Genomic DNA, 21,686 nt, shown 5'->3' on the forward strand with positions numbered 1-21,686 from the left:
TTCTTCTCCATCAACAAGCTCATAGTATTCCTTCCCGCTCTTGGCCCTTTTGAACACAGTATCAATCTTTTTGATACCCAGTGTTTTCAATAAGAAATGATATAAAAAAATTATAGCGTCAACTGTATGTAACCGTCATATAGAGTGCAAAAATTATTAATACAGTATTCATATATGCATTTATGGACTTTGACTCTATTAATATCAATTATTTTCCATTGCCAATAGAGCGGTTAATTTCAAAATTTCCTAAACAACACAGGCTAATGAAAATTATTGAGCATATCACAAAAGAATATTTTGATTACAATCAGGAAGGTTTTCAGAAAATAACTGAATACCTGCTCAAAATTTTTAATCAGAATATAGATGTTTTTGAGATAACTGAAAGTGAACAAAAAAACTTTATAAAAGAAATCAAAAATATTGATTCCAATTTTCAAATTATTATAGATGAAATAAATAAATTACAATGGAAGGAAAAGAAATCATTGTACGAAGAATATTATTATACTATGGCAACGAAAACAATTAAAATAAGCGATGATATGCATAAGGAATTTAGAACCAATCAAAATTTAAGGAAGCTTGATTATGCGTTCTATAGTTATTTTAATTTATATGTTAACCTTTATAAATTTCTTGCCGATAATATAAAAAATTCGCAGAAACACGATATAGATAGAACTATAATAACTGCTGAAATTCTGTCAACTGTTTTCAGTACAGTAACACTTGCTTACTTTTATAAAAATTCCATTTTGAATGAAAAAATTATCATAGATAGAATGAGCCAATTAAATACGTTTATTTCTCCGAATATGCATAGAGTTCCTAAAAAAGTGGAAAAATTATTAAACGAATCTAAGAGTGTTTCTCTGATTTGAGTGTTATAATGACTTTTTCTTTGCTCGATACAAATGTCGTATTAGACATAATATACGATAAAAGAAATGGAAACAACGAGACCACTAATTTTTATCCTTCTCTCCTCAATGAAGATTAGTGTTTTATTGTTTATCAGCCCAGTAAACTGCAATTAGAACCAGAATTACAAACTGTTAGGCATCTATTGTTTTCAATGAGAAAGGGCACAACAGTGATTATTTATCCGCCACAATTTTCCCATAGAAACAAAGCTAGTATTAATTAACCATTTTATAATATGCGGGCAGTAAATGAAAGTTAGAGACATTACAGAGTTCATAAAGCTGGAGCATACAGTATTCGACCTGCCATTTATTTATGCAGGTGCTATAATAGCATCCGGGGGTACCTATCATATTTTAAAATATATAATAATACTCATTACTGCCACAAGCGCCAGAGGGGCAGGTATGTCCATAAACAGGATACTGGGGCTGCGCTATGACAGAATCAACCCGAGAAAAAAAGATTGGGCACTGGTAGCAGGAAGAATGAGAATGAGGGATGCATATATTCTAGCGGGGTCACTTATAGGCCTATTTGAGATTTCCACATATTTCCTGAACATGACAGTCTTTGAGCTTTCTCCTATAGTAATATTATTCTTCATTGCCGATCCACTCATGAAAAGAATCACATGTTGGCGCCACCTCTTCATGGGATTTACAATAGGGCTCGGTGTACTGGGCGGTTTCCTTGCAATAACCCCAGTATATCCACCCCTCATAATATATCTTGTCGTTCTTGCATCTACTTTCTGGATTGCAGGATTTGACATAATATACACTATACCAGATCTGGATTATGACAGAAAAAACAACCTGAAAACTCTGAATGTTAAATTCGGGCTAAAGGGTGGGCTTATCATATCCAACCTTTTCCATGTATTTACAATGGCCCTTTTTATTTGTATCGCCCTCATAGTAAAAAATATTTATTACGATATTCTTCTTGTGCCTATCATAGGATTAATAATATATCAGCACATTATAATAAATCCTTCCAATTTGAAGACCATCAGGGTGTCGTTCTTTAATGCCAATTCATTTATTGGAATTATATTCCTCGTGGGAATGATAATATCTTTCTATAAATAATTTTAGAGTACTATTCTCACATCAACGGCGAATGCTCCCTTTTCATTGACCATCAGTGGATTTATGTCCATTTCCTTTATATCCAGGTCAACGATCATATTGGATATTTTGGATATGGTTCTAACCGTGCTGTTTATATCGTAATCCCGGTTTCTTGATGTAAGCATGCCCAGTATTTTGCTCTCCTTTATCATCTGGTATGCTTCATCCTCCGATACAGGGCATATGCCATAACTCAGGCTTTTTATTACTTCCATATATATGCCGCCTATTCCAACCACTATTGAGGGGCCGAATACAGGATCCTTTATCCCACCCACAAATATTTCCGCACCGGTTATCTGAGCCTGCATGATTGTCCGTGGATAGTTAAGTTCATCGAACGCATGCTCTACCATATCCTTTTCCACGTTCAATATTACCCCCTTCACATCCGTTTTATGGACAGGAGTATCAGGCGATATTTTCATTACAAGTGGATATCCAATAGCATCAGATTTTGACTTTGCCTCCTGGACACTTTCAGCAATTGCATAGGCCGGAGTCCTTATTCCGTATATATCCATTAGCTGCATTGCCTCGAAATCCTTAATATAGCTTTTCCCACTGACCAGATCCTTTGCCTGGTTTATGGGTTCTACAGTACGTATCTTTTTGATTGGATTGGGGCGGTCTACCATATATTTAATTGAACGTACTGCGTCCTCTGGGAATATAAAGGCAGGTATTGAAACCGAATCTAGCAGTTTAGAGGCAGCGTTCTGGTCAAGACCCATTGTTACACCTATTACTCCCTTGCCGCGGTAATTTACTATTGCCTTTGCAACATCAGAACATGTGAGCATTGGCAATGACTGTACTATGACTATTTTTGTGCAGTCCAGATCCTTTACCATGCCTAAGGCACTGTTGTATCTTGCGTAATCTGCATCCCCTGAAAGGTCTATGGGATTTCTTGGTGTGCTCTGCTCGGGTATCACACTGAGCAGATCATGCTTTACCCTTTCCGGCAATTCTATTTCATTCAGGCCTTCCTTGTCTATGGCATCTGTTGTCAGTACTCCATGACCTCCCGAATTTGTGATTATCAATACATCATTGGATACTGGTTCCGCAGATAGAACGATTTTTGCCAGATTCAGCATATCCTCTATATTGTCAACAAATATCCCTCCAACTGTCCGCACTGCAGCACGGAATATGTCCATAGAACCTGCAACGCTTCCCGTGTGGGTTTTTACAGCAGCTGCACCAGTTTTGCCAATACCGCCCTTCAGAAATATGATGGGTTTTCTCCTTGTAACATCAGGTATTGTGGCAAGAAACTTTTGCCCTGATGAGACACCCTCAATATATGAGAAGATTGATCTTGTTTCCACATCGGCTGAAAGAAACTGGAATGCGTCGGTTTCGTCCACATCTGCTTGATTTCCAAGACTGATGAAATAGCTTATCCCAACGTTTGATTCCTGTGCCCAATTCAGCATGTATACTCCAAGCCCGCCACTCTGTGCAACAATTGCAGCCTTTCCCCTTTTAACATCAGCAAAGGCAAAGGTTGCATTCACATCAGGGGTTATGAGCCCGATGGTATTCGGTCCGAGGACCCTTATATTATTCTCTCTTGCTATGGACATGATCTGGTCTTCAAGATCAGCACCATGCTGATCCGTTTCCTTAAATCCAGATGTTATAATTATTGCAGCGCCTGCCTTTATTTCGGCTGCATCTTTCATAACTCCAGGTACTGCATCCCTGGGGACTACTATAACTACCAGGTCGACCGGTTCCTTTATCTCTGTAAGGCTTTTGTATGCAGTAAATCCACCAATGTTGGCATTTTTATTGTTAACTGGATAAACTTTACCGGTAAATGATGATGTGATATTCCTGAATATTATGTTTCCAACCTTGAGGCTATCCGATGAAGCGCCAACTACGGCAATACTTTTTGGTTTGAATAATTGTTCAAGCATAAACTCTTATACATTGTGGGTTTAAAATGTTTGCCTAATTTCCTGCCTGTAATTATAATGGAAAGTATTCTCCCAGATCCCTTGTATCTATAACATCCACGAACTGGCTTATCATTTCCAGGCTCTGGAAATACAACCTTTCAGAATATGTTGATGTAATGTCAGATACCACTAGGGTATTTAATTCCCTCAGATTTGCATTTGCTGAACTTATGAATATGTCCTTGTCTGTGAAGAATCCACCGAGTAGTATGGTATTTCTTCCTGTTTTGCTGATTTCGTCCTCCAGTGTACTGTGATAGAATATATCTTCCTTTTCAGTTTTTACTGGGTTTTTTACCTCTATTTTATTTTTGAACTCCTCCATAAAACCCTTGTCGTACTCAGAGTCTGGAGGCATGTTTTTCATTCTGTTTTCCTCCTTCCGGTTCCGTAAATTCAGTACATCCCTGTTTCCTACTGGATAATACAGTTCCCTTTCAGTGAATATTACAGGAATTTTGAACCTCGCCCTGAAATTATTCATGTAGTCCATACCCATTAAAAATTCCATCTTACTGAAACTGTGCCTGAAAAATTCAGGTTTGTAATTTACAAGTATTATAAGAGAGTCTTCAGGTTTAATCATGATTCAATATGAATGGTTCCTATTTTTAATTTGTTTAATAAATTATATATAAAGTTCCATAATACAGTTGGTGCGGAGATTGCCGAGCTAGGAAAAGGCGATGGATTTAGGGTCCATTTCCGTAGGGATTCGTGGGTTCAAATCCCACTCTCCGCATTATGATAGAGATTCAATGTAAATAATGATAAATCGCATTGAAATTATTTTTATTTATATGCTCTCTATCCAGTTTTTGTAATATAAAAATAATATTATATAATGTAATAATTATATTTAATTATATATTTTTCTTAGAAAATGAAAAGTTATTAATACACTTTTTAGATTTATTCATATGGGAAAAATAAATGGAGCAATATATGTTAAATATATTTTAAGCAGATATGGACCGCTGCCCCAAAAAAAGTTACAAAAATTAACCTATCTTACCGAATTTGAATATGTTAAGAAACATGGTGAGAGACTTTCTGATTTATCTTACAAGCATTATTATTATGGCCCATACTCCGAAGATATACCAAAAATTGAAGATCTGGATGAAAACATCATGGTGGGAGAACGGCAGGAAGGTGGATATATTATTAAAGAGTCAGAGTATATCAACCAAGACGAAGAAATTGATATCCCAAAGAAAATATCGAATGAGATAGATTCTATTATAAAAAAATACTCCGATAAAAACGGGAAAGAATTAGAGGTCCTTGCAGATAAAACCGAACCTTTTTTAGAGGCAAAAAATTTAAACGATAAAATTAACCTTGACGATTTTGCATGGTATTATAAAACAATAAATTCAGAGGAATTCTTAAAACAAATAGAAAAAATAGATAAAGATAATAGTAAAAATGGTGTCTATGGGAAACATCTGATTAAAGATAACTCCGAATTGGAGCATCTGTTTTAATCGATTTTATGGCATGCAATAATTATATCCTGGATACAAGTGCAATCGACAAAGAGTTGAAGAAAATTAAAGATAAAACTACAAAAGATTCGATTAAAAATAAATTAATGAAGATAAAAGATGAACCGTTCTCAAGACATTGTGCAATGTTGTGCATCTGTCCAGTTCGTAGCGTAGGCAGTCTCAGTCGAACCTGCTTCAGGGATCTCAGGTTAATCTCTGATGTACAGGTATTCATTCTTCATAGATTGCCAAGAGGCCAACGCACTCACGGGGAACGGGTCTCCGCACAGATCGATGCCACGGAGGGTTATGGCCAGTGAGGCCAACCTGTCCCTGTCGTAGTCCCGGTCACAGTTGTCGCATTTAGATATCTTCCAGGTTGGGTGCTTTACCTTTTCACCGCATACGGGACACTCTGAGGAGGTCCCTCGTGGATTCACATATATTGTCTTTTTCTGCGATTTGTATTCTATCATCTTCTGGAATTCAGAATATGGCCATCTGTTCAGATGTGTCCTGAACTTCTTCCCCTTATCCTCGCCACTTTTTCTTATGCCTTTCATATCCTCGAGGACAGAGGAGGCATCAGGATGTTCTCTCACTATTGTGGTGGACTGTTTGTGTAAAGCATCCTTTATCCTTCTTCTCTGTCTTCCTCTGGCCTGCTTCAATTTTTTGCTGCGCTTCTGTGGATTCCTGATATGCTTCTGCAATTTCTGAATCTGCCTGTCCAGATCGGCTTTCTGATCATGTGAGGATACCCTTGCATAGATGAAAGACATCCTGTTATTTTTTATGCCCAGTATACGATTGATCTCGCTCTCAGGCACACGCCGGAAGTTATTTGAGAGCCTGACACACCTGATCTTTCCTTCCCTGTCCCACTTCCTGAGTGTGTTCGGATTGAGTTGGAGTATTTTACAGGCATCCCTTATGGTGTAGAGTTTTCCCATGATACTTATGACAACATATTACAAATATATATAATACTATTTATTAACTGTTTGAACCCCATAGGCCGGAGCATAAGAAAGCCAGGCTTAAAAATTATAATGTTGTTAAGATAGATGGGCAAAGGTTGGTTATGGTGTATAAAATAGATGAGAATTTATGCATTGTAATTATAGTAGACATAGGATCCCATGATGATGTCTATAAGCGAACTTTTTAATAATTGACATTTCTCCGACATTATAAATTTCTAAAAATCCCAGGAATACTGCTTCCCCTGTATATTTTTGACATTGTGGCTATGAGAGAGTTATAAAGAATTTAAGTTAATAATACGCATGAATTGGTTATTGGTTATTGATTTTTACATTATTGGGCCATCATACTTTTATATGGCAAAAATCACCAATTTTCACACACAATCGCCATTTCCCTGGATCTTCAAGGCAACGACTCTATGTCATGGTAACCGTGCAACATGATTCCAGTAATATCTGGATTATTTAGATTTCATCCCCCTGGAACAACCCACAGGAAAGTGGGAAGAGCCATATTTTAATTCGCATAACTTTTCTTAAAGTTGGGATTTTTTTTAACCGTACTAACATCAGTATTTGGAAGTAGTTTTCTGTTTGATGCCAATGCCAAGTTTTTTAATCCTATTTCCTCGATAACTCTCAGGTGCCATAGCATCCTATGCTCATTCCTTGAATATTATTATATAGCTCTTAGATATATTTTAGCATGGATGAATATGACAAAACAAAGGAATTCTTTTCTAAAAATTCCCAAAATTATGCTAAAAGCCAGTCTCACGCAAAGGATAATGATCTGAAAATCCTGATGGAAATGATTTCCCTCAGAGGCGATATGATTGGGCTTGATGCAGCAACAGGATCTGGATTCACAGCCATCGAAATGGCTAAAAGTATATCAAAAGTTTATGCACTTGATATGGTAGATAACATGCTGTCAGAAACAGCTAAACTGGCAAAAGAAAACGATTTGCACAATGTCATCACCGTGAAAGGCTATGTTGACTCCATGCCCTTCGAAGATAAAAAATTTGATGTTGTTACATGCAGGAGAGCTGCACATCATTTCGCAGACAAGGATAAATTTGCAAGTGAGGCATTCAGGGTTTTAAGGGCAAATGGCAGAATTGGGATAGACGATATGACGGCTCCAGACAGCATTATAAATGATCTGAACAACTTTGAAAGAATAAGAGACCATTCACATATGCATGCTGCATCTGTGGAGGGATGGAAGCATATACTTTCCCATGCAGGTTTCAAAGATATAAAATACAGGGTATACAGCAGGAGGATGACATTTGAAGAGTGGCTTTACCCTGTAAAGGAAGATTCTCCTGAGGGGAAAGAATCCCGGGCATATTTCAATAATGCACGTGACGGGTTCATTTCTGGGATAGAATGGGACGGGAAATCCTTCAAAAAATCATGGGCTGTTATAACAGGTATAAAAGATTGAAAGAGATAATATAATTGTAGTGTTTACTGAATAATAAAATTTATAAAGATTTAAAAGCATATACTTCATACCTATTAGACAAATTAAGACAATAAAGGAATGGGATCATATGGATGTAAAATTCAAGATAAAAAATGAAAGCTGTTCCCTGAGCGGGTTGTATTCGGAATTCAATGTAAATTCAAGGGTTATCAAGAAGGAAATGCATGATGGCATGGTTCATGAGATAGCCGAGATTTATTATCAAAACGAGGATTTGGATAAAATACTGAAATCATTGAAATCTAGCAAGGAAATCGTTGATGTAGAGACGCTTTTCAGCAATGGCAATATACTTATAATAAAACTGATAACCCATGAATGCCCAATTCTGGGAATTATGAAAAAATACGCTGGAGACAATGGGACAGATTATACCAAGGAAGAAAAAATTGAAGAGGGGAATAATATTTGGTATATGTCCATGAGCAGTGTGGATATAGTAAAAGAACTTTCAGAAAAATTGAAACGGATTACAGGAAATGAGGTATACGTGAATATTTACAGGAAATCAAATGTTGACAGGAAATCCCTTTTCACCATAAAGGAAGCTTATGATCTGGGATTTTTTGATGTACCAAAACGAATAAACCTGCTTGAACTTTCTGCCACACTAAACATACCGCCAACAACACTGGATTTAATAATACGGAAGTCCTTAAAATATTTCCTTGATACTGAACTGGTTGCAAAAGACGAACCGCAGGTAAACAGGGATTAGAAAACAGGATATCTGGATGACAATGGCATTAAACATATAATAGGAAGGGCAGATCATCCATGGACTAATGGAAAATTAGAGAGGTTGAATTATACCATTAAAAGGTTAAGGCCTTACTTCAGGGGATGAAACAGTATATTATTATAATTATGAGAGAAGGCATATGTCATTATGTGTAGATGACAGGCCTGTGGTAATACCATCAATGGCATATGAGGAAAAGAGAGGTAAATTATATGAGAAGCAACAGGTATATTAGGGAACTCATTTCAGGATAAAACAATCTCCAGCTATTTAAATAATATTAATTAATCTAAATACAATATAAGGCCATGTATGAGGATGAAAAAAGAAATTCTGCCATGGAGGCATTAAAATATGTTCATAGCAATATGAAACTTGGGCTCGGGACAGGTTCAACAACCAAATATTTTATCGATGGGCTTGGAGAACTTGTAAAATCAGGAAAAATTACAAACATAACAGGAGTGCCTACCTCATTGAGAACTGCTGATCTGGCCCAATCATACGGCATTAAAATCGAAAATAACCTCGAAGGCATAGAAATAGATTTTGACGGAGCCGACGAATTTGATGGAAATGGAAATTTGATAAAGGGAGGGGGCGGTGCACTTGTGCGTGAAAAGATAGTTGCATACAACAGCAGGGATGTGTATATTATGGCTGATCATTCGAAATTTTCTGAACGACTCCACAGTTTTCCCTTACCGGTTGAAATTTTGCCATTCATGGAAAACGTGACAAAAAAAAATATTGAGAAATTAGGTTGTGATGCCACTTTCAGAGATGGTAAAAAATTCAAAAGTGATAACGGGAACTACATACTGGACTGCAGATTTGATTTTACCGATGTGACACTGGAGGATAAAATAAAAATGATTCCTGGAGTTGTTGAAGTGGGTATATTCCATAAAATTACCACAAAAATCTTCATTGGAGAAAATAATGGATGCAAAATCATGAATTTTAAAAAATCATAGTGCTACTTCATTTTGCATTGACAGCACCATATCCATAGCCAGTTCTGCAATATCAGTGGAGTATAATGCTATCCTGGATATCTCCTCAGATGAAAATGATATGGTGGCTATATCCGACGATTTCCCAAGATCGAGCAATTCCATCTTCTGGTTCATGATAGTTTTTTTGAATGATATAATATCGTTGAGTCCATTATATTTTTTGGAGTAGAAAAGTGCCATTCCCTTTTTAAACAGGTCCAGTGAAAATGAGAGGTTCTCCACAACTTTTTTGTATGGTGTATCAACATCACTTTTCTGTAGCCATATCTTGCATATATTTACAGTATGATCTGCCATTCTTTCAAGTATTCTGGATATTATGAGATAATATATACTGTTAGGATCCTCACAGCTTTTCCCCTTTACCTCACGGTATATGTACCACTGGAAGCGGTCAATTTCATCATCTCTTTCTATGACATTTTTCAATAAATCGTTGTCTATATCGTTGATTCCCTTTATGGTATCATAAATCATTGACTCCACATTAAGTGACATTCTCTTTATTGAATTATAAATGGGATAAGAGCTTGAATTCAGAACGTTTTGCAATACAATTTTTTTAGAATCCTCCTCGAAAATTTCTATGCCTATTACAAGTTTTGAAAATTTTTTTATGGATTCCCTTGTTTCATCACTTATATAGTATGGGCTGGTTATTGCAAGGGTATCGTAACCAGAAATATATAGGGATATTAAAGCCCGTTGCATGCTCTTGGAATCCATTTTTGAATTCAAAATTAAATGTTTTTCTATTTCCGTTTTCACATCGGCATTTCCATAGAGCACAAGCTTGTTTTGCGACTCCTCTATCTTTACCTCACTGCTCTGCTGAAGGTTATTGCTTTTAACCCATTTTGAAGGCAGTGAAACAATATATGTTGACCCACCCGTTAGCTGTATTTTTCTTATTGATTGCATTTATATATATCTGTAATAACTATATATAAATATCTATATAGTTTAAAAATATATAATTCACTTCTTTAAAACATTATTCTTTCCAATGAAATATGCCACGACAATTCCTATAACATATAGTATCCCTATTCGGGCTATATATTCATACGTCAGAGCAAAAACGTAGAATTCGTAGAAGGTAAATCTTCCAACGTTTACGGGGCCGGGACTTGTTATTGTGAGGTTTTTAGAGATTGTATAGTTGACATCATAAAGTCCTGACGGCAATTTAGTGTCATAATACATTGTGGTAATGCCATTCTTTGTTGTATGATTAATACTTGAATAGTTCACAGTTTTATTGTATACACCTTCAGAATATATATAGAGATAGGAACTGTTTAGAGAACCGGTATAATTTGTTGTTACCGTAATGTTATAGTTCTTATCCACCCCGGAAAATGGAGATATATTGATTTCCTATAGAGGTACCTTGTATATCCTGGCTATGTTGGCCGTTAAGGTCGTAGAAATATGTAGAATAGATGCCGGCAGCTATCATAAGCACTACAATAAGTATCACTAAACCTCCAAAGAGCCTCGGCCTGAATTTGTACATCCCAAAGAAATGCATCAAAAGGAATATTATAACAGGAATTGAGAATATAAGCACGAGCAAAAAGGCGTAAACTATGGATACTGTGAATACCATCAGAGAATAAAGTACGGATATTAATGGTATAAATATTCTATTATGATCGGTTAGGAATTTTCTTGCCTGCATCATAGTTCGTAGTGTGAGATAATATAAATATTTTCTATTATTCCTATTTCTGACATACTTTTCTCAACTAAAAAAGGTTCTCACTTTTGCTTAATATTCGTTTACATTCCTCACGGTCCAGACGGTTTTGCAAGAACTTATTTCTAAGTCTTAAGTTATGAAATAATAAATATTCTGCAATTCATTTTCTCCGTTAAGCTCTGAACTTCCCTGCTCATAGGATTGTAATAATATAAATATAAGATTAATATCATTTATCGTGTACGATATTATTGTTTCCGGTGCAGGACCTTCGGGTTCATATTTATCCTATTTACTTTCAAAAAATGGATATAAAGTCCTCCAGCTTGAGGAACATAAAGAAATCGGGAAACCTGTTGAATGCACAGGACTGGTATCGGAAAGAGTTTTTAAATACGTAAATTCAGGTTCAAAGGTAAATGAAGTACATGGTGCAAATGTTTTCTTTCCAAACGGGAAGAACATACATATATCAAAGGGAGAAAAGACAATAGTAATGTACAGAGATGAATTTGACAAAGACGTCTCAGCAATGGCTATTGGTTCCGGTTCAGATACAAGAATAAATGCCAGAGTACTTGATGCAAAGGTCAATGATTTTTATGGAGAAGTGAAATACAGGGAGCACGGTGAAATTAAGTATGCCAAGGCCGGCATAATATCGGTGCGGACGGGGCAAACAGCAAGATAAGAAATGCACTCAATTATGAAAGGCCAAAGAAAATTATATCTACGTATCAGGTGGATTCATCATTTCATCTCGATGATCAGGATGATGTGAATGTTTTCATAGGTTCAGAAAATAGCAGGGGATTTTTTGGCTGGGCTGTTCCATCAGGCGAAATTACAAGAATCGGTGTGGGTGTCGACCACGTTACGGCCATAAAATATTTCAGAAATATAAACAAAAAATTCAACAGGTCACAGATACTTGGCATAAATGCAGGACCAATACCCATAAACTATCTTAAAAAAACCTATGGAAACAGATCATTGCTTCTTGGAGATGCAGCAGGAATTGTAAAGCCATTATCAGGCGGTGGAATATACACAGGGATAATTTCTGCAAAAAATGCATACGCTGCTATAGACCAGAGTTTTCAGGCAAATGATTTCTCTGAAAAAAGGCTAAAGAACTATCAAAAACTATGGAAACATGAAATAGGCAGGGAACTTTATATAGATTCTAAAATCCAGAGATACTTTTCCAGGATAAGCACCAACGATACAATGCTGAATAAAATATATGAAACTATTGATACAGAGGATATTATACGCAGAATAAATTCACTGGGAGATATAGATTATCCGGCAAAGGTTGTATTTTCAATTCTCATGAGAAAACCTAAACTTATTAAATATTTCCTGTTTGGTGGATAAATGCCACAATATTTGACTTTGGACAGGAAGAATTGATTAAATTAATTAGCCATGAAATATTTAACGATGAATGCATGGCAAACTGTTTTATTTTTTACTTTTAATTTCGGTTGTGGTGATCTGGGGTGCCACGTTTCCCATAATGAAACTTTCATTATATTATATAAGCCCGGTTATGCTGCTTTCATTTAGATTTATTCTTTCTGCAGCACTTATGCTTCCCATGGTACTTAAAAATAAAATGCTGGTTGAGAGAAAAAACATAATACTGGGACTGATAGGTGGTGTATTGCTTTTCTTGGGATATTACACGCAAACCGTGGGCCTGAAATATACGACTCCATCACAATCAGGGCTTATCACTGGAATGTATGTTGTACTTCTTCCGGTAATATCGCTCCTGTATTTGAAAATAAAACTGAATAAGATTGATATAATTGCCGTCAGTGTGGGCTTCATAGGCCTGATTCTTATGTCGTCTCTAAAATTCAGTTCGGCCGATTCCTTCGGGGATCTTCTTACATTCATATGCGCTATTTTTTATGGACTGCAAACTGCCTACGTGTTCAAATACACAAAATTGCTTGACAGCATGGTTTTTACATTTTATCAGCTACTGGTTGTTGGTGTTCTTTCATCCCTGTTTCTGCCATTCAGCTGGGAACCTTCCGGACTTTTACAGCCAATTGTAATTTTTACAATAATATTCACTGCCCTCTTTGCAAGCTTTTTCGCTTATCTAATCAACACCAGAGTTTTAATGTTCATTGAACCTACAGCAGCTGGTGTAATTTACGTTGGAGAGCCAGTGTTTGCAGTTATATCCTCCATACTTATACTTAAGGAAATACCGACGCTAGATATAATACTGGGCGGCGCTATAATAGTTATAGCCATGCTTATGGAGACGATTCACAAATATATTGGAGCAAAAAATTCTATGCATTCAAATATATAGAATATATAGTGATATATAATCTATATGGGTAATATTTATTCATTTATTACCTATAGTGCTTTTGAGAATATGGATAACAAAAATGATGGAAATATTAATACAATAAATCAGGCACTAAATAATGCTACAGGAAGGTTTCAATTTAAGACTTTCCTCACAGCAGGAATGGGATTCTTTACAGATGCCTATGATTTATTTATTATTGGAACCGTAATCGCAATCCTGCCAATGGTTGGATGGAACATTACCAAAACTGAGGATGCACTTATTGGAGCTACAGCCCTAATAGCCGCGGTTTTGGGTGCCTTGACCTTCGGCAGGCTTCTGGATTATTTAGGTAGAAAGGCTATTTATGGACTGGAACTGGTATTGCTTGTCATAGGAGCGGTTGGAAGCGCCTTTTTGTCATTCAAAAATCCATGGGTTTTAATAGGATGGAGATTTTTACTTGGAATCGGAATAGGCGGAGATTATGCAACATCCTCGGTGATTATGGCAGAATATTCGAATATGAAAACCAGGGGAAAATATGTGGGAATGGTATTTTCAATGCAGAGCATAGGACTGGTAACATCATCGTTGCTTGCACTTGTACTGTTATTGAATACCCATGTAATTCCACTGGTCGATACATGGAAGATAATGCTTGCAGTGGGAGCTATTCCGCCTGCTATAGTCGTATATTACAGGAGAAAAATGCCAGAGCCGCCAAGGTATACCGTTGCTAAGGGACGTGCAGCAGAAGCCGCAAAAAATCTCAAGTCCTATACAGGTATAAATGTGGCTGTATCTACACAAAAAGAGGAAGTAAATACGCCATGGTATACATTATTTAAGGATAGAAAATTCCTTATTACTTTAATAGGAACAGCGGGAACATGGTTCCTCATGGACTGGGCATTTTATGGAAATTCCATAATGTCGAGCAGGATATTCGCGACATTAATAACAGCAACGGGACTGGCTGGATTAATTAGATCTACTGAATATGCAGCACTAATATTCACTGTAGCGGCATTGCCTGGATACTGGCTAGCGACATTCACACTGGATAAATTGGGAAGAAAGCCAATACAGATCACGGGATTTGTGATGTTAGCAGTATCATATGGAATACTTGCACTATTCCCGATAATAGATACACCTGCCTATATTGCCGAGTTCCTGATAGTTTACGGCATGAGCTATTTCTTCATGATGTTTGGGCCAAATGTTACAACATTTGTGTACCCATCAGAAGTATTCCCCGTGACAACAAGAGGATTTGGCACAGGAATGTCAGCGGCTGGAGGGAAAACTGGAGCCTTTCTAGGTACCTTTGCTGATGCTTTCATAATAGTAACTGGCCTTTCGGTGCTTATGACTGTGCTGGCCATATTCTCCGTAATAGCCCTAGTAATGACTATACTGCTCCTTCCTGAGCCAAAGGGAAGGGCAATGGAAGAAGTATCAAGGGAAAAAGAATATACAAAAACTATTAACTAAATTTTTATTTTTCTATAAAATTTTTAAATATTTTATCTATGCCCTTTATTTTGTTATTTACATTTGTAAAAATGTCTGAATCGCATAATGCTTCAACGTAATTTTTGAACTTCAATAGATCAGGTTGCCTGTTATATAATTTTAGGTATTCATCACGCAGGGTTTCCATGCTTATTTCCATTGGTGAACCGGCAAGCTCACATATGGAGTAATATGAATAGGCAGTTCTTAAATATGGTTTTATGGATGATATATTAGACATGTAGGAAATTTTGTGTGACATAACATACGAAAATAAGCTTTCTATTCCAGATGATGCTGTTGAGCTAAATTCTATGCCTGGCTCTATAATGCATGCATCGTATCTAAATTCATAACTGAATATTTTAAGATCGTTGATCTCATTGAAATATTTCAGGCGCTTCATATCACTTTTTTTGGTTGAAACCAGTACAATTCTATTTTTATCCATAAGTTCACGGAGTATTTCAAGTATTGGAGTTAATGACATCTGGATTTCGGCCACTCTGGATAGCCTTTTCGCTATAATTCCCATTAATTTTATCTCTCCAGCACTGACAAGTGATGATTTTACGGTATCCAGCATCCCAACTGCAGTTTTTCTGTCCGGGCCAGTAAATGTCGCTTTTCCGTTAATCTGTTCCGCAGTGATGTAAAATATGTGATTGAATTTCTTTATTAGCAGGGTGTTCTCCAGGATTTCGGAATAAAAAACATCGATATATGCATGCAATTTTTCTATGGTTTCTATTGAGTCTCCATCTACCGCAACCGAGCTGCCATATGTTTCGGCTACAAAATCGTTCATTAATGATATTAGTGTCTCAATATTATCGTTTCCCTGTTCGTATTTTTTTGTTATATAGTTTTTTACCTCTAGCATTAAAACACCCTAATATTCATTTAAGGATCGTACCTCTTCTCCATTCTTTGCAAGCACATTGGCATATATTACTTCGATGCCGTTTTTTATCTTCCCGCAATGGCCTACGAACTCCTCTATGCCCATGGTTTGTACGATCTCACTGTTACTATTGTAAAAATCATCCAACCCTGTTTTCAATTCCACACCCTGGAATGAGGGAATCAATAGTATCTGATCGCCATAATTAAAGGCAGTAAGGTAATATTTAATATTTTCCGGTATATTATTGTTGACAACCCTATATTTTACAAATGGGTCTATTGAATAGTATGGAATCCCGATGACAATTGGTCTTCCTTTTTCCATATAGTTTATTGCTTTCTGGACATCATTATCCTCTGTAAGTGAAAAATAGAACTCCTTTATTTTCATTTTGCGCAAATTTTTATTAATTAATGCGGATAAATTGGAAAGTGTTTTACTGTCCATGAGAAACCCAAAATAATCACTATATGACAGTGCCTTGACTATATTATTTATCCTCATAATATAGTCATTCACATGCGTATAATTATATATCTGTGTGTGTATGGCTATCCACAGGCTTCCTGCGAAAGAGGTTTGCGGATCCTTATTGCTCTTGAACCAGATTACTGGAATTTGTGCCGGCATATTTATATTTACATGGTTATTAAATATTTAAAATATTTCATAAATTAATGATCCTGTGCCTCAGGTAATAATAAAATCAGCTTTCCAGTATTTTTATTTTGACGACTTGCATGGCCTCACGATAACTTTTGATGGTTTTCCAGATATTTATAAAAACTATATTTCCTATATTATGCCTTATTGCATCCATATGCAGATCTCTGTCATCCACGTATACAACCCTTTGCGCAGGAATTTCTATTCCCTGTTCTTTCAGCATAAGCATAAGGTTGAGCAGCCTCTGATCTTTGTCCGGGGTGTGATCAGTGGAATTATAGTCAAAAAGGCTGCATATGCCAAAGGTTTCAAGGGCTTCCTGGGCATAGTCCTTTCGGTTCCAGCTCAGTGTTGTTGTAATGGCTCCGTTTTCACGGGCCCATTTTATAAAATCTATTGCCTCCGGAAATATTGTCACGGTGACATTGTCAGAATTTCTGATGCGCATAGGGTCCAAACGTGTATATGGTGGGTTGACACCGGAGATGTTCAAATGGTCCCAGACAGTTCCGTCCAGGTCCATAGCCAGAATCCATGGTCTAATCATCTATTGGGTATTGCAATAATAAATTAAATTTATCGTAAAAAATATTGGAGAAAGTATATTTAATGGTAAATTTTTGGTGCATAATGACAAAAATACCTAATAAATAACCAAAATCTACATATATCAAAAGCCAATGTTTTGTTATGCTGGATAATATAACTATATCTGAGGTTAAAACTGATAATGAATTTAATGATGCCATAAAAATTTATGAGGAAGCATTCCCTGAGGGAGAAAAAAGACCCATAGAAGATATTAAGCGTAATATTGAGGAAAATCATGAAAAAATGTTTATTGCCATGGATAATGGAGTTCCCGTAATATTTTCAATGATATGGCCTGTCAGGGATAGCGATTTTTTATTCCTGGATTATATAGCTGTCAGAAAAGATTATAGGGGAAGGGGAATCGGTTCTTTGTTTCTCCAGAGAATATTCGATATCAGGGAAAACAATGATTTTAATCATATGATATTTGAGGTTGAGAACCCCGAGGAAGGCGACAACAAAAAACAGAGAATGGCAAGGATAAAATTCTACAGAAAAGCAGGAGCCAAGACTCTGACAGGCTTCAAATACTTTCTCCCACCCAGAAACAACAATAAATCACAGGAGATGAAACTTATGATAATTTCAAGAAAAAATATCAGAAATGTAAGCGGAGAACGGATTCAGTCCATACTTTCAGAGATTTATACACATATATACAACAGAAGCAGCAATGACGGAACCCTGAGTGGCATACTTGGCGATATACCAGAGAGTATTAATCTGGAATAATCACAGTTTTTTAATTCCCTCATGCACCTTTACTGCTATTCCATTACGGTAAAACTTCATCTCTTTGCCTGATACAGTTGCATGGCCAACTGCGTAAAGATTTCCTGAACTGTCTGTAACCATTACATCATTTCCTGCAATTATATCTCTATCACAGTCCTCCACAAATTTGAAAAATACATTGAATCCCTGCGAATTGAATTCTCCACTGTCACCACCCACGATTACACGTGATTTGGGGAAATCTAACATTCCGTTTAACAGCTTTCCGCCATATATAGACAGTGTCAAAAACCCATCATTTCGCATAGTTGCTATTATTCTGTCGCCCCGTTTTATATTGCGGATATGCCCGGTTGCCTTTGATTTTATTATTTTATCTGAATCAAGAAATAGGTCATTATGTGAATTGAACTGAAAATGGTATACCTCATTTATTTTTGAATGTGTATAACTCCTGACCTTTTCATCGCCTCCCAGTGAAGGATCATAAACTAATATTTCTGGATTAATGGATTTTAGCCATCCTATGTACTCATCCCGGTAATTGTGGTCAGGTATCCCAGACGGGACCATCTGGCTTACCGGATAGGTATTTTCCAGTTCCATAGGTATAAAGATATCGTTCCACTCTATAAGAAAGTTATAATCTGTAGTTTCATATGTCCTGAGTATATCTTCAGAAACCGGAAATCCGTGCCTCCATTGCCTGTAGCCTATTAGAATTGTTCTTTTGCCATTTCTCACATATGCCTCAGTGAATTTCACAAGGCGTCTGATAAAAGTGTTTTTATATGTAGATGAGTTGAAAAAGTAAAGGGGGGATTTAAGGGAAAGATTCCAGAAAGGATCCAGATTGTGGCTCAGCATTTCCATATAGGCTTTATAGAGTGCAGGATGTGCCATGGATTTTTCCTCCACATACTGGTAAAGTGTATTTTCGTATATCCTTTCCTTGATTTCAGTTATTTCATTGAATATTGCCTTCAGGTTATGAAGAGACAGTAATTTTAGCCTGGTTTTTTCGTCGGCTTTTATCAGTTCAACTGGAGAATATTTATTGAAAAGTGGGCTCCATTCTGGAAAATCGCGTATTTCCTTAAGATTCCTTGTACCCTCTGTGTAGAGCACTCTGTTGTCCTTTGCGTATTTAATATATGACGCTGAGTCGAATATATCAACACCGATAAGAACGGAAAAGGCAAAGAACATGGGATGGCCCCCGCCAAACAGATGTATGGGCTTTGAAAAATCTGAATTTATCTTTGAATTAATTATTATATTAACCAGATCACTGTACCGGTATGACTCAAGAAGTGGAACAACGCCACCTATAGGAAGGTAGGATGCTTCAGACATGAGTTTTGCTGATTCTCTTCTCAAATCCGGATACACAGAACCCTGTATTGGACCTGCTATTATGGCATCACTGGTGTTTACTTCCTTCAGACGCCTGTAGGTTTCCTGTACTGCTGATTTGGCCTGTTCATAACTGTCCTGTGGTTTTGTGAATATATCCAGTATAGTTATTATATCGCTTCCTATGTCTTTCTGGAACTGGACAATTTCCCTGTTATCATATTCTATGTCACCATAAACATAGCTCTGGAATGTGCCGGAATCAGTCATTATAGGCCCATCAAAATTTATTAATCTGTGCACCCCAGATTTTAGTGCTTCCTGCTCAAGAGATGCCGTTCTTTTGATAATATAACTATTAGTTATTACCGCCTGAATCCCTATTGATTTTAACTCTTCCTCTGTCAGAAAGTTTAAATTTGGGTTGATTACAGGCATTACTGTAGGTGTTTCTATATCTCCATGCGGTGTTGAAAATTTGCCTATACGTGCAAGGCCTTCCTTGAAAAACATCTGCATTATGGCTAATTTTTACTTGCTATTTAATCGTTAGTCAGTTTTAGTATAATATTGTGGAATTTCAGAACGTGTAACATAATTACAAAACTATCTACGTCTACAGTTTGTCCAATCCAATGCAAAATAGGACGTTGTCTATCCCCTATTCCCCATATTGAATTATAGTGGATCTGATCTTAACAATGTATTATTATATGGGTAATAGTAGATAATCAGTGGCAGGAATAGTATTATCACAATTATAATCGAAATTATTATTTTATAATGGGATTTGAGGTTCATAATTCATCACTGAATATTACATTACGATAACTATTGCCGGAAGTTATATTTTTGTTGCTTATTGTATCTATTAGTTTAAGGGTGTTATTACTATTATTCATTGAATATAGCTTATATTCTGTATATGGCTGTACAAAGTAATAATAATAACCATCTTTAATGTTTATTGTATTCATTATGGAATTGTTCATATTTTCAATATATAGATTTGTGTTTACATTGACTATGTTACCTGTAGTATGATTCTGTATTGATCCGTATATTGCACTCTCCTTCTCAGTGTTGATGTAGAATGTGTTATGCAGTTTGTCAGCTGATACGGTAAGTGTAAAATTATAATTACCATTATGCAGGTAGAAATTAGGGATAACAAAGTTTATACCCATGCTGTGGAGATTATCAAATGAACTATATTTGTTAATCCATTTATTCCCTTCTTGTTTACAGTTGATGGGGAGATGTGTGCCTGTTATCTGCACGTATTGATTATTATTGCCGCCTGTAGTTGTTATATAGACATACTTTGCATTGATATTTTTCATGCTTATACTTATATGGGATATTAAATGTCCTTCAAGTTGATAGTATGCCGGGTTTGTTAATGTTGTATTCAGGTATGATTCACTATTGCCCAGGGAATAGGAGCTTGCAGAATAATTAGAGTTAAACATGCAGGCATATATTGAATATTCATTATGGAAGTATTTTACATTGATACTTTCACCATTGTTGTTGTATTCTGTATTATTATATGGGTAATAGTAGATAATCAGTGGCAGGAATAGTATTATCACAATTATAATCGAAATTATTATTTTATAATGGGATTTTAGGTTCATAATTCACCGCTGAATATTCTATAATGATAACTATTGCCAGAAGTTATATTTTTATTGCTTATTGTATCTATTAGTTTAAGAGTGTTATTAGTACTATTCAATGAATATAGCTTATATTCTGTATATGGCTGTACAAAGTAATAATAATAACCATCTCTAACGTTTATTGTGTTTATTATGGAATTGTTCACATTTTCAATATATAGTGTTGTGTTTACTTTGACTGTGTTACCTGTAGTATTATTTATTATTGAACCGTATATTGCACTCTCCTTCTCAGTATTAATGGAGAATAAATTATAGAAATTATTACTTGCACACACTTTAACTGAGATATTGTAATAATTGTTGTTATTCACAAGTCCATCTATACGGACTGATATTTTAGAATTGTTATTATTTACAGGAACAATGGAATGTAAATAATCATAATCCCCAACCCAATAGGATTTGGTG

General features: G+C 36.0%; 23 protein-coding genes, 1 tRNA gene and 1 pseudogene. 13 read left to right on the forward strand and 12 right to left on the reverse strand.

Annotated elements, in window-relative coordinates:
- Positions 1–182 precede the first annotated feature (182 nt).
- Both AMDU4_RS06815 and AMDU4_RS06820 read left to right on the forward strand, forming a co-directional pair.
- Complete coding sequence (locus AMDU4_RS06815; RefSeq protein ID WP_021787247.1) at positions 183–887, forward strand: hypothetical protein; 705 nt, start codon at positions 183–185, stop codon at positions 885–887.
- A gap of 291 nt (positions 888–1,178) precedes the next feature.
- Positions 1,179–2,024 carry a UbiA-like polyprenyltransferase gene (locus AMDU4_RS06820; RefSeq protein WP_021787248.1) on the forward strand — a complete coding sequence of 282 codons (846 nt, stop codon included), beginning with the start codon at positions 1,179–1,181 and terminating at the stop codon, positions 2,022–2,024.
- Between the two features lie 2 nt (positions 2,025–2,026).
- Here the strand turns inward: AMDU4_RS06820 and AMDU4_RS06825 are convergent, their stop codons facing one another.
- Positions 2,027–4,000, reverse strand: coding sequence for an acetate--CoA ligase family protein (locus AMDU4_RS06825; RefSeq protein WP_021787249.1), 1,974 nt, complete (start codon positions 3,998–4,000; stop codon positions 2,027–2,029).
- A gap of 52 nt (positions 4,001–4,052) precedes the next feature.
- Complete coding sequence (locus AMDU4_RS06830; RefSeq protein WP_021787250.1) at positions 4,053–4,628, reverse strand: isochorismatase family protein; 576 nt, start codon at positions 4,626–4,628, stop codon at positions 4,053–4,055.
- Between the two features lie 72 nt (positions 4,629–4,700).
- Between AMDU4_RS06830 and AMDU4_RS06835 the strand changes: the two genes are divergently transcribed.
- A tRNA-Leu gene (locus AMDU4_RS06835) sits at positions 4,701–4,784 on the forward strand.
- A 178-nt stretch (positions 4,785–4,962) separates the two neighbouring features.
- On the forward strand, positions 4,963–5,532 hold the full coding sequence (locus AMDU4_RS06840; protein ID WP_021787251.1) for a Panacea domain-containing protein: 570 nt from the start codon (positions 4,963–4,965) through the stop codon (positions 5,530–5,532).
- A 212-nt stretch (positions 5,533–5,744) separates the two neighbouring features.
- Here the strand turns inward: AMDU4_RS06840 and AMDU4_RS06845 are convergent, their stop codons facing one another.
- Positions 5,745–6,488, reverse strand: coding sequence for a zinc ribbon domain-containing protein (locus AMDU4_RS06845; protein ID WP_021787252.1), 744 nt, complete (start codon positions 6,486–6,488; stop codon positions 5,745–5,747).
- Positions 6,489–7,230: 742 nt separating this feature from the next.
- On the opposite strand from AMDU4_RS06845, the gene AMDU4_RS06850 reads away from it, so the two are divergent.
- The 4 genes and pseudogenes from AMDU4_RS06850 to rpiA all read left to right on the forward strand — a co-directional run bounded on the left by AMDU4_RS06850 (position 7,231) and on the right by rpiA (position 9,741).
- The gene (locus AMDU4_RS06850) at positions 7,231–7,980 is read left to right on the forward strand and encodes a class I SAM-dependent methyltransferase (RefSeq protein ID WP_021787254.1); all 750 of its coding nucleotides are present in this window, start codon (positions 7,231–7,233) and stop codon (positions 7,978–7,980) included.
- Positions 7,981–8,089: 109 nt separating this feature from the next.
- The gene (locus AMDU4_RS06855) at positions 8,090–8,740 is read left to right on the forward strand and encodes a helix-turn-helix domain-containing protein (RefSeq protein WP_021787255.1); all 651 of its coding nucleotides are present in this window, start codon (positions 8,090–8,092) and stop codon (positions 8,738–8,740) included.
- A gap of 9 nt (positions 8,741–8,749) precedes the next feature.
- Positions 8,750–8,999, forward strand: a pseudogene (locus tag AMDU4_RS14175) (IS481 family transposase); the annotation flags it as partial.
- 73 nt (positions 9,000–9,072) lie between these two features.
- Complete coding sequence (rpiA, locus tag AMDU4_RS06860; RefSeq protein WP_021787257.1) at positions 9,073–9,741, forward strand: ribose-5-phosphate isomerase RpiA; 669 nt, start codon at positions 9,073–9,075, stop codon at positions 9,739–9,741.
- Here the strand turns inward: rpiA and AMDU4_RS06865 are convergent.
- Genes AMDU4_RS06865 through AMDU4_RS06875 form a run of 3 tightly spaced genes read right to left on the reverse strand, consistent with a single transcriptional unit; the run spans position 9,736 to position 11,470 of the window.
- On the reverse strand, positions 9,736–10,704 hold the full coding sequence (locus tag AMDU4_RS06865) for a phosphate uptake regulator PhoU (protein ID WP_021787258.1): 969 nt from the start codon (positions 10,702–10,704) through the stop codon (positions 9,736–9,738). The genes rpiA and AMDU4_RS06865 overlap by 6 nt on opposite strands.
- A 57-nt stretch (positions 10,705–10,761) precedes the next feature.
- Positions 10,762–11,136 carry a hypothetical protein gene (locus AMDU4_RS06870; protein WP_021787259.1) on the reverse strand — a complete coding sequence of 125 codons (375 nt, stop codon included), beginning with the start codon at positions 11,134–11,136 and terminating at the stop codon, positions 10,762–10,764.
- Complete coding sequence (locus tag AMDU4_RS06875; RefSeq protein WP_290704481.1) at positions 11,129–11,470, reverse strand: hypothetical protein; 342 nt, start codon at positions 11,468–11,470, stop codon at positions 11,129–11,131. Before AMDU4_RS06875 ends, AMDU4_RS06870 begins: the two co-directional genes overlap by 8 nt.
- A 256-nt stretch (positions 11,471–11,726) precedes the next feature.
- Here AMDU4_RS06875 and AMDU4_RS06880 point away from each other — a divergent pair, with 256 nt between their 5' ends.
- The 4 genes from AMDU4_RS06880 (at position 11,727) to AMDU4_RS06895 (ending at position 15,311) form a co-directional block, all read left to right on the forward strand.
- Positions 11,727–12,179, forward strand: coding sequence for an NAD(P)-binding protein (locus AMDU4_RS06880; RefSeq protein ID WP_021787261.1), 453 nt, complete (start codon positions 11,727–11,729; stop codon positions 12,177–12,179).
- Positions 12,176–12,868 carry an NAD(P)/FAD-dependent oxidoreductase gene (locus AMDU4_RS06885; protein ID WP_290704488.1) on the forward strand — a complete coding sequence of 231 codons (693 nt, stop codon included), beginning with the start codon at positions 12,176–12,178 and terminating at the stop codon, positions 12,866–12,868. The genes AMDU4_RS06880 and AMDU4_RS06885 overlap by 4 nt, the downstream gene beginning before the upstream one ends.
- A gap of 70 nt (positions 12,869–12,938) precedes the next feature.
- Complete coding sequence (locus AMDU4_RS06890) at positions 12,939–13,826, forward strand: DMT family transporter (RefSeq protein WP_021787263.1); 888 nt, start codon at positions 12,939–12,941, stop codon at positions 13,824–13,826.
- Positions 13,827–13,895: 69 nt separating this feature from the next.
- On the forward strand, positions 13,896–15,311 hold the full coding sequence (locus AMDU4_RS06895) for an MFS transporter (protein WP_290704484.1): 1,416 nt from the start codon (positions 13,896–13,898) through the stop codon (positions 15,309–15,311).
- A 4-nt stretch (positions 15,312–15,315) separates the two neighbouring features.
- Here the strand turns inward: AMDU4_RS06895 and AMDU4_RS06900 are convergent, their stop codons facing one another.
- The 3 genes from AMDU4_RS06900 to AMDU4_RS06910 form a co-directional block, all read right to left on the reverse strand.
- Positions 15,316–16,215 carry a hypothetical protein gene (locus tag AMDU4_RS06900; RefSeq protein WP_021787265.1) on the reverse strand — a complete coding sequence of 300 codons (900 nt, stop codon included), beginning with the start codon at positions 16,213–16,215 and terminating at the stop codon, positions 15,316–15,318.
- 9 nt (positions 16,216–16,224) lie between these two features.
- Positions 16,225–16,869 carry a hypothetical protein gene (locus AMDU4_RS06905; RefSeq protein WP_021787266.1) on the reverse strand — a complete coding sequence of 215 codons (645 nt, stop codon included), beginning with the start codon at positions 16,867–16,869 and terminating at the stop codon, positions 16,225–16,227.
- 76 nt (positions 16,870–16,945) lie between these two features.
- The gene (locus AMDU4_RS06910; RefSeq protein ID WP_021787267.1) at positions 16,946–17,452 is read right to left on the reverse strand and encodes a magnesium-dependent phosphatase-1; all 507 of its coding nucleotides are present in this window, start codon (positions 17,450–17,452) and stop codon (positions 16,946–16,948) included.
- A 143-nt stretch (positions 17,453–17,595) separates the two neighbouring features.
- Between AMDU4_RS06910 and AMDU4_RS06915 the strand changes: the two genes are divergently transcribed.
- The gene (locus tag AMDU4_RS06915; RefSeq protein ID WP_021787268.1) at positions 17,596–18,231 is read left to right on the forward strand and encodes a GNAT family N-acetyltransferase; all 636 of its coding nucleotides are present in this window, start codon (positions 17,596–17,598) and stop codon (positions 18,229–18,231) included.
- Here AMDU4_RS06915 and tgtA read toward each other — a convergent pair whose 3' ends face one another.
- The 3 genes from tgtA to AMDU4_RS06930 form a co-directional block, all read right to left on the reverse strand.
- A complete protein-coding gene (gene tgtA, locus AMDU4_RS06920; RefSeq protein ID WP_290704486.1) occupies positions 18,232–20,109 on the reverse strand; it encodes a tRNA guanosine(15) transglycosylase TgtA in 1,878 nt (625 codons plus the stop codon).
- 278 nt (positions 20,110–20,387) lie between these two features.
- Complete coding sequence (locus AMDU4_RS06925) at positions 20,388–21,230, reverse strand: hypothetical protein (RefSeq protein WP_021787270.1); 843 nt, start codon at positions 21,228–21,230, stop codon at positions 20,388–20,390.
- Positions 21,227–21,686, reverse strand: a 460-nt coding sequence (locus AMDU4_RS06930) for a hypothetical protein (protein ID WP_021787271.1), incomplete at its 5' end; no start/stop codon positions are given. The genes AMDU4_RS06925 and AMDU4_RS06930, both read right to left, overlap by 4 nt.

The sequence above is a fragment of the Ferroplasma sp. Type II genome (assembly GCF_000496155.1).

Bases quoted from the DNA above. Each gene is read 5' to 3' on its own strand.
- AMDU4_RS06915 (WP_021787268.1), top strand. From the start codon at position 17,596: ATGCTGGATAATATAACTATATCTGAGGTTAAAACTGATAATGAATTT.
- AMDU4_RS06900 (WP_021787265.1), bottom strand. From the start codon at position 16,215: ATGCTAGAGGTAAAAAACTATATAACAAAAAAATACGAACAGGGAAAC.
- AMDU4_RS06830 (WP_021787250.1), bottom strand. From the start codon at position 4,628: ATGATTAAACCTGAAGACTCTCTTATAATACTTGTAAATTACAAACCT.
- tgtA (WP_290704486.1), bottom strand. From the start codon at position 20,109: ATGCAGATGTTTTTCAAGGAAGGCCTTGCACGTATAGGCAAATTTTCA.
- rpiA (WP_021787257.1), top strand. From the start codon at position 9,073: ATGTATGAGGATGAAAAAAGAAATTCTGCCATGGAGGCATTAAAATAT.
- AMDU4_RS06890 (WP_021787263.1), top strand. From the start codon at position 12,939: ATGCATGGCAAACTGTTTTATTTTTTACTTTTAATTTCGGTTGTGGTG.
- AMDU4_RS06850 (WP_021787254.1), top strand. From the start codon at position 7,231: ATGGATGAATATGACAAAACAAAGGAATTCTTTTCTAAAAATTCCCAA.
- AMDU4_RS06875 (WP_290704481.1), bottom strand. From the start codon at position 11,470: ATGATGCAGGCAAGAAAATTCCTAACCGATCATAATAGAATATTTATA.
- AMDU4_RS06815 (WP_021787247.1), top strand. From the start codon at position 183: ATGGACTTTGACTCTATTAATATCAATTATTTTCCATTGCCAATAGAG.
- AMDU4_RS06820 (WP_021787248.1), top strand. From the start codon at position 1,179: ATGAAAGTTAGAGACATTACAGAGTTCATAAAGCTGGAGCATACAGTA.
- AMDU4_RS06905 (WP_021787266.1), bottom strand. From the start codon at position 16,869: ATGCCGGCACAAATTCCAGTAATCTGGTTCAAGAGCAATAAGGATCCG.
- AMDU4_RS06895 (WP_290704484.1), top strand. From the start codon at position 13,896: ATGGATAACAAAAATGATGGAAATATTAATACAATAAATCAGGCACTA.
- AMDU4_RS06865 (WP_021787258.1), bottom strand. From the start codon at position 10,704: ATGCAATCAATAAGAAAAATACAGCTAACGGGTGGGTCAACATATATT.
- AMDU4_RS06910 (WP_021787267.1), bottom strand. From the start codon at position 17,452: ATGATTAGACCATGGATTCTGGCTATGGACCTGGACGGAACTGTCTGG.
- AMDU4_RS06840 (WP_021787251.1), top strand. From the start codon at position 4,963: ATGGGAAAAATAAATGGAGCAATATATGTTAAATATATTTTAAGCAGA.
- AMDU4_RS06845 (WP_021787252.1), bottom strand. From the start codon at position 6,488: ATGGGAAAACTCTACACCATAAGGGATGCCTGTAAAATACTCCAACTC.
- AMDU4_RS06825 (WP_021787249.1), bottom strand. From the start codon at position 4,000: ATGCTTGAACAATTATTCAAACCAAAAAGTATTGCCGTAGTTGGCGCT.
- AMDU4_RS06855 (WP_021787255.1), top strand. From the start codon at position 8,090: ATGGATGTAAAATTCAAGATAAAAAATGAAAGCTGTTCCCTGAGCGGG.
- AMDU4_RS06925 (WP_021787270.1), bottom strand. From the start codon at position 21,230: ATGAACCTAAAATCCCATTATAAAATAATAATTTCGATTATAATTGTG.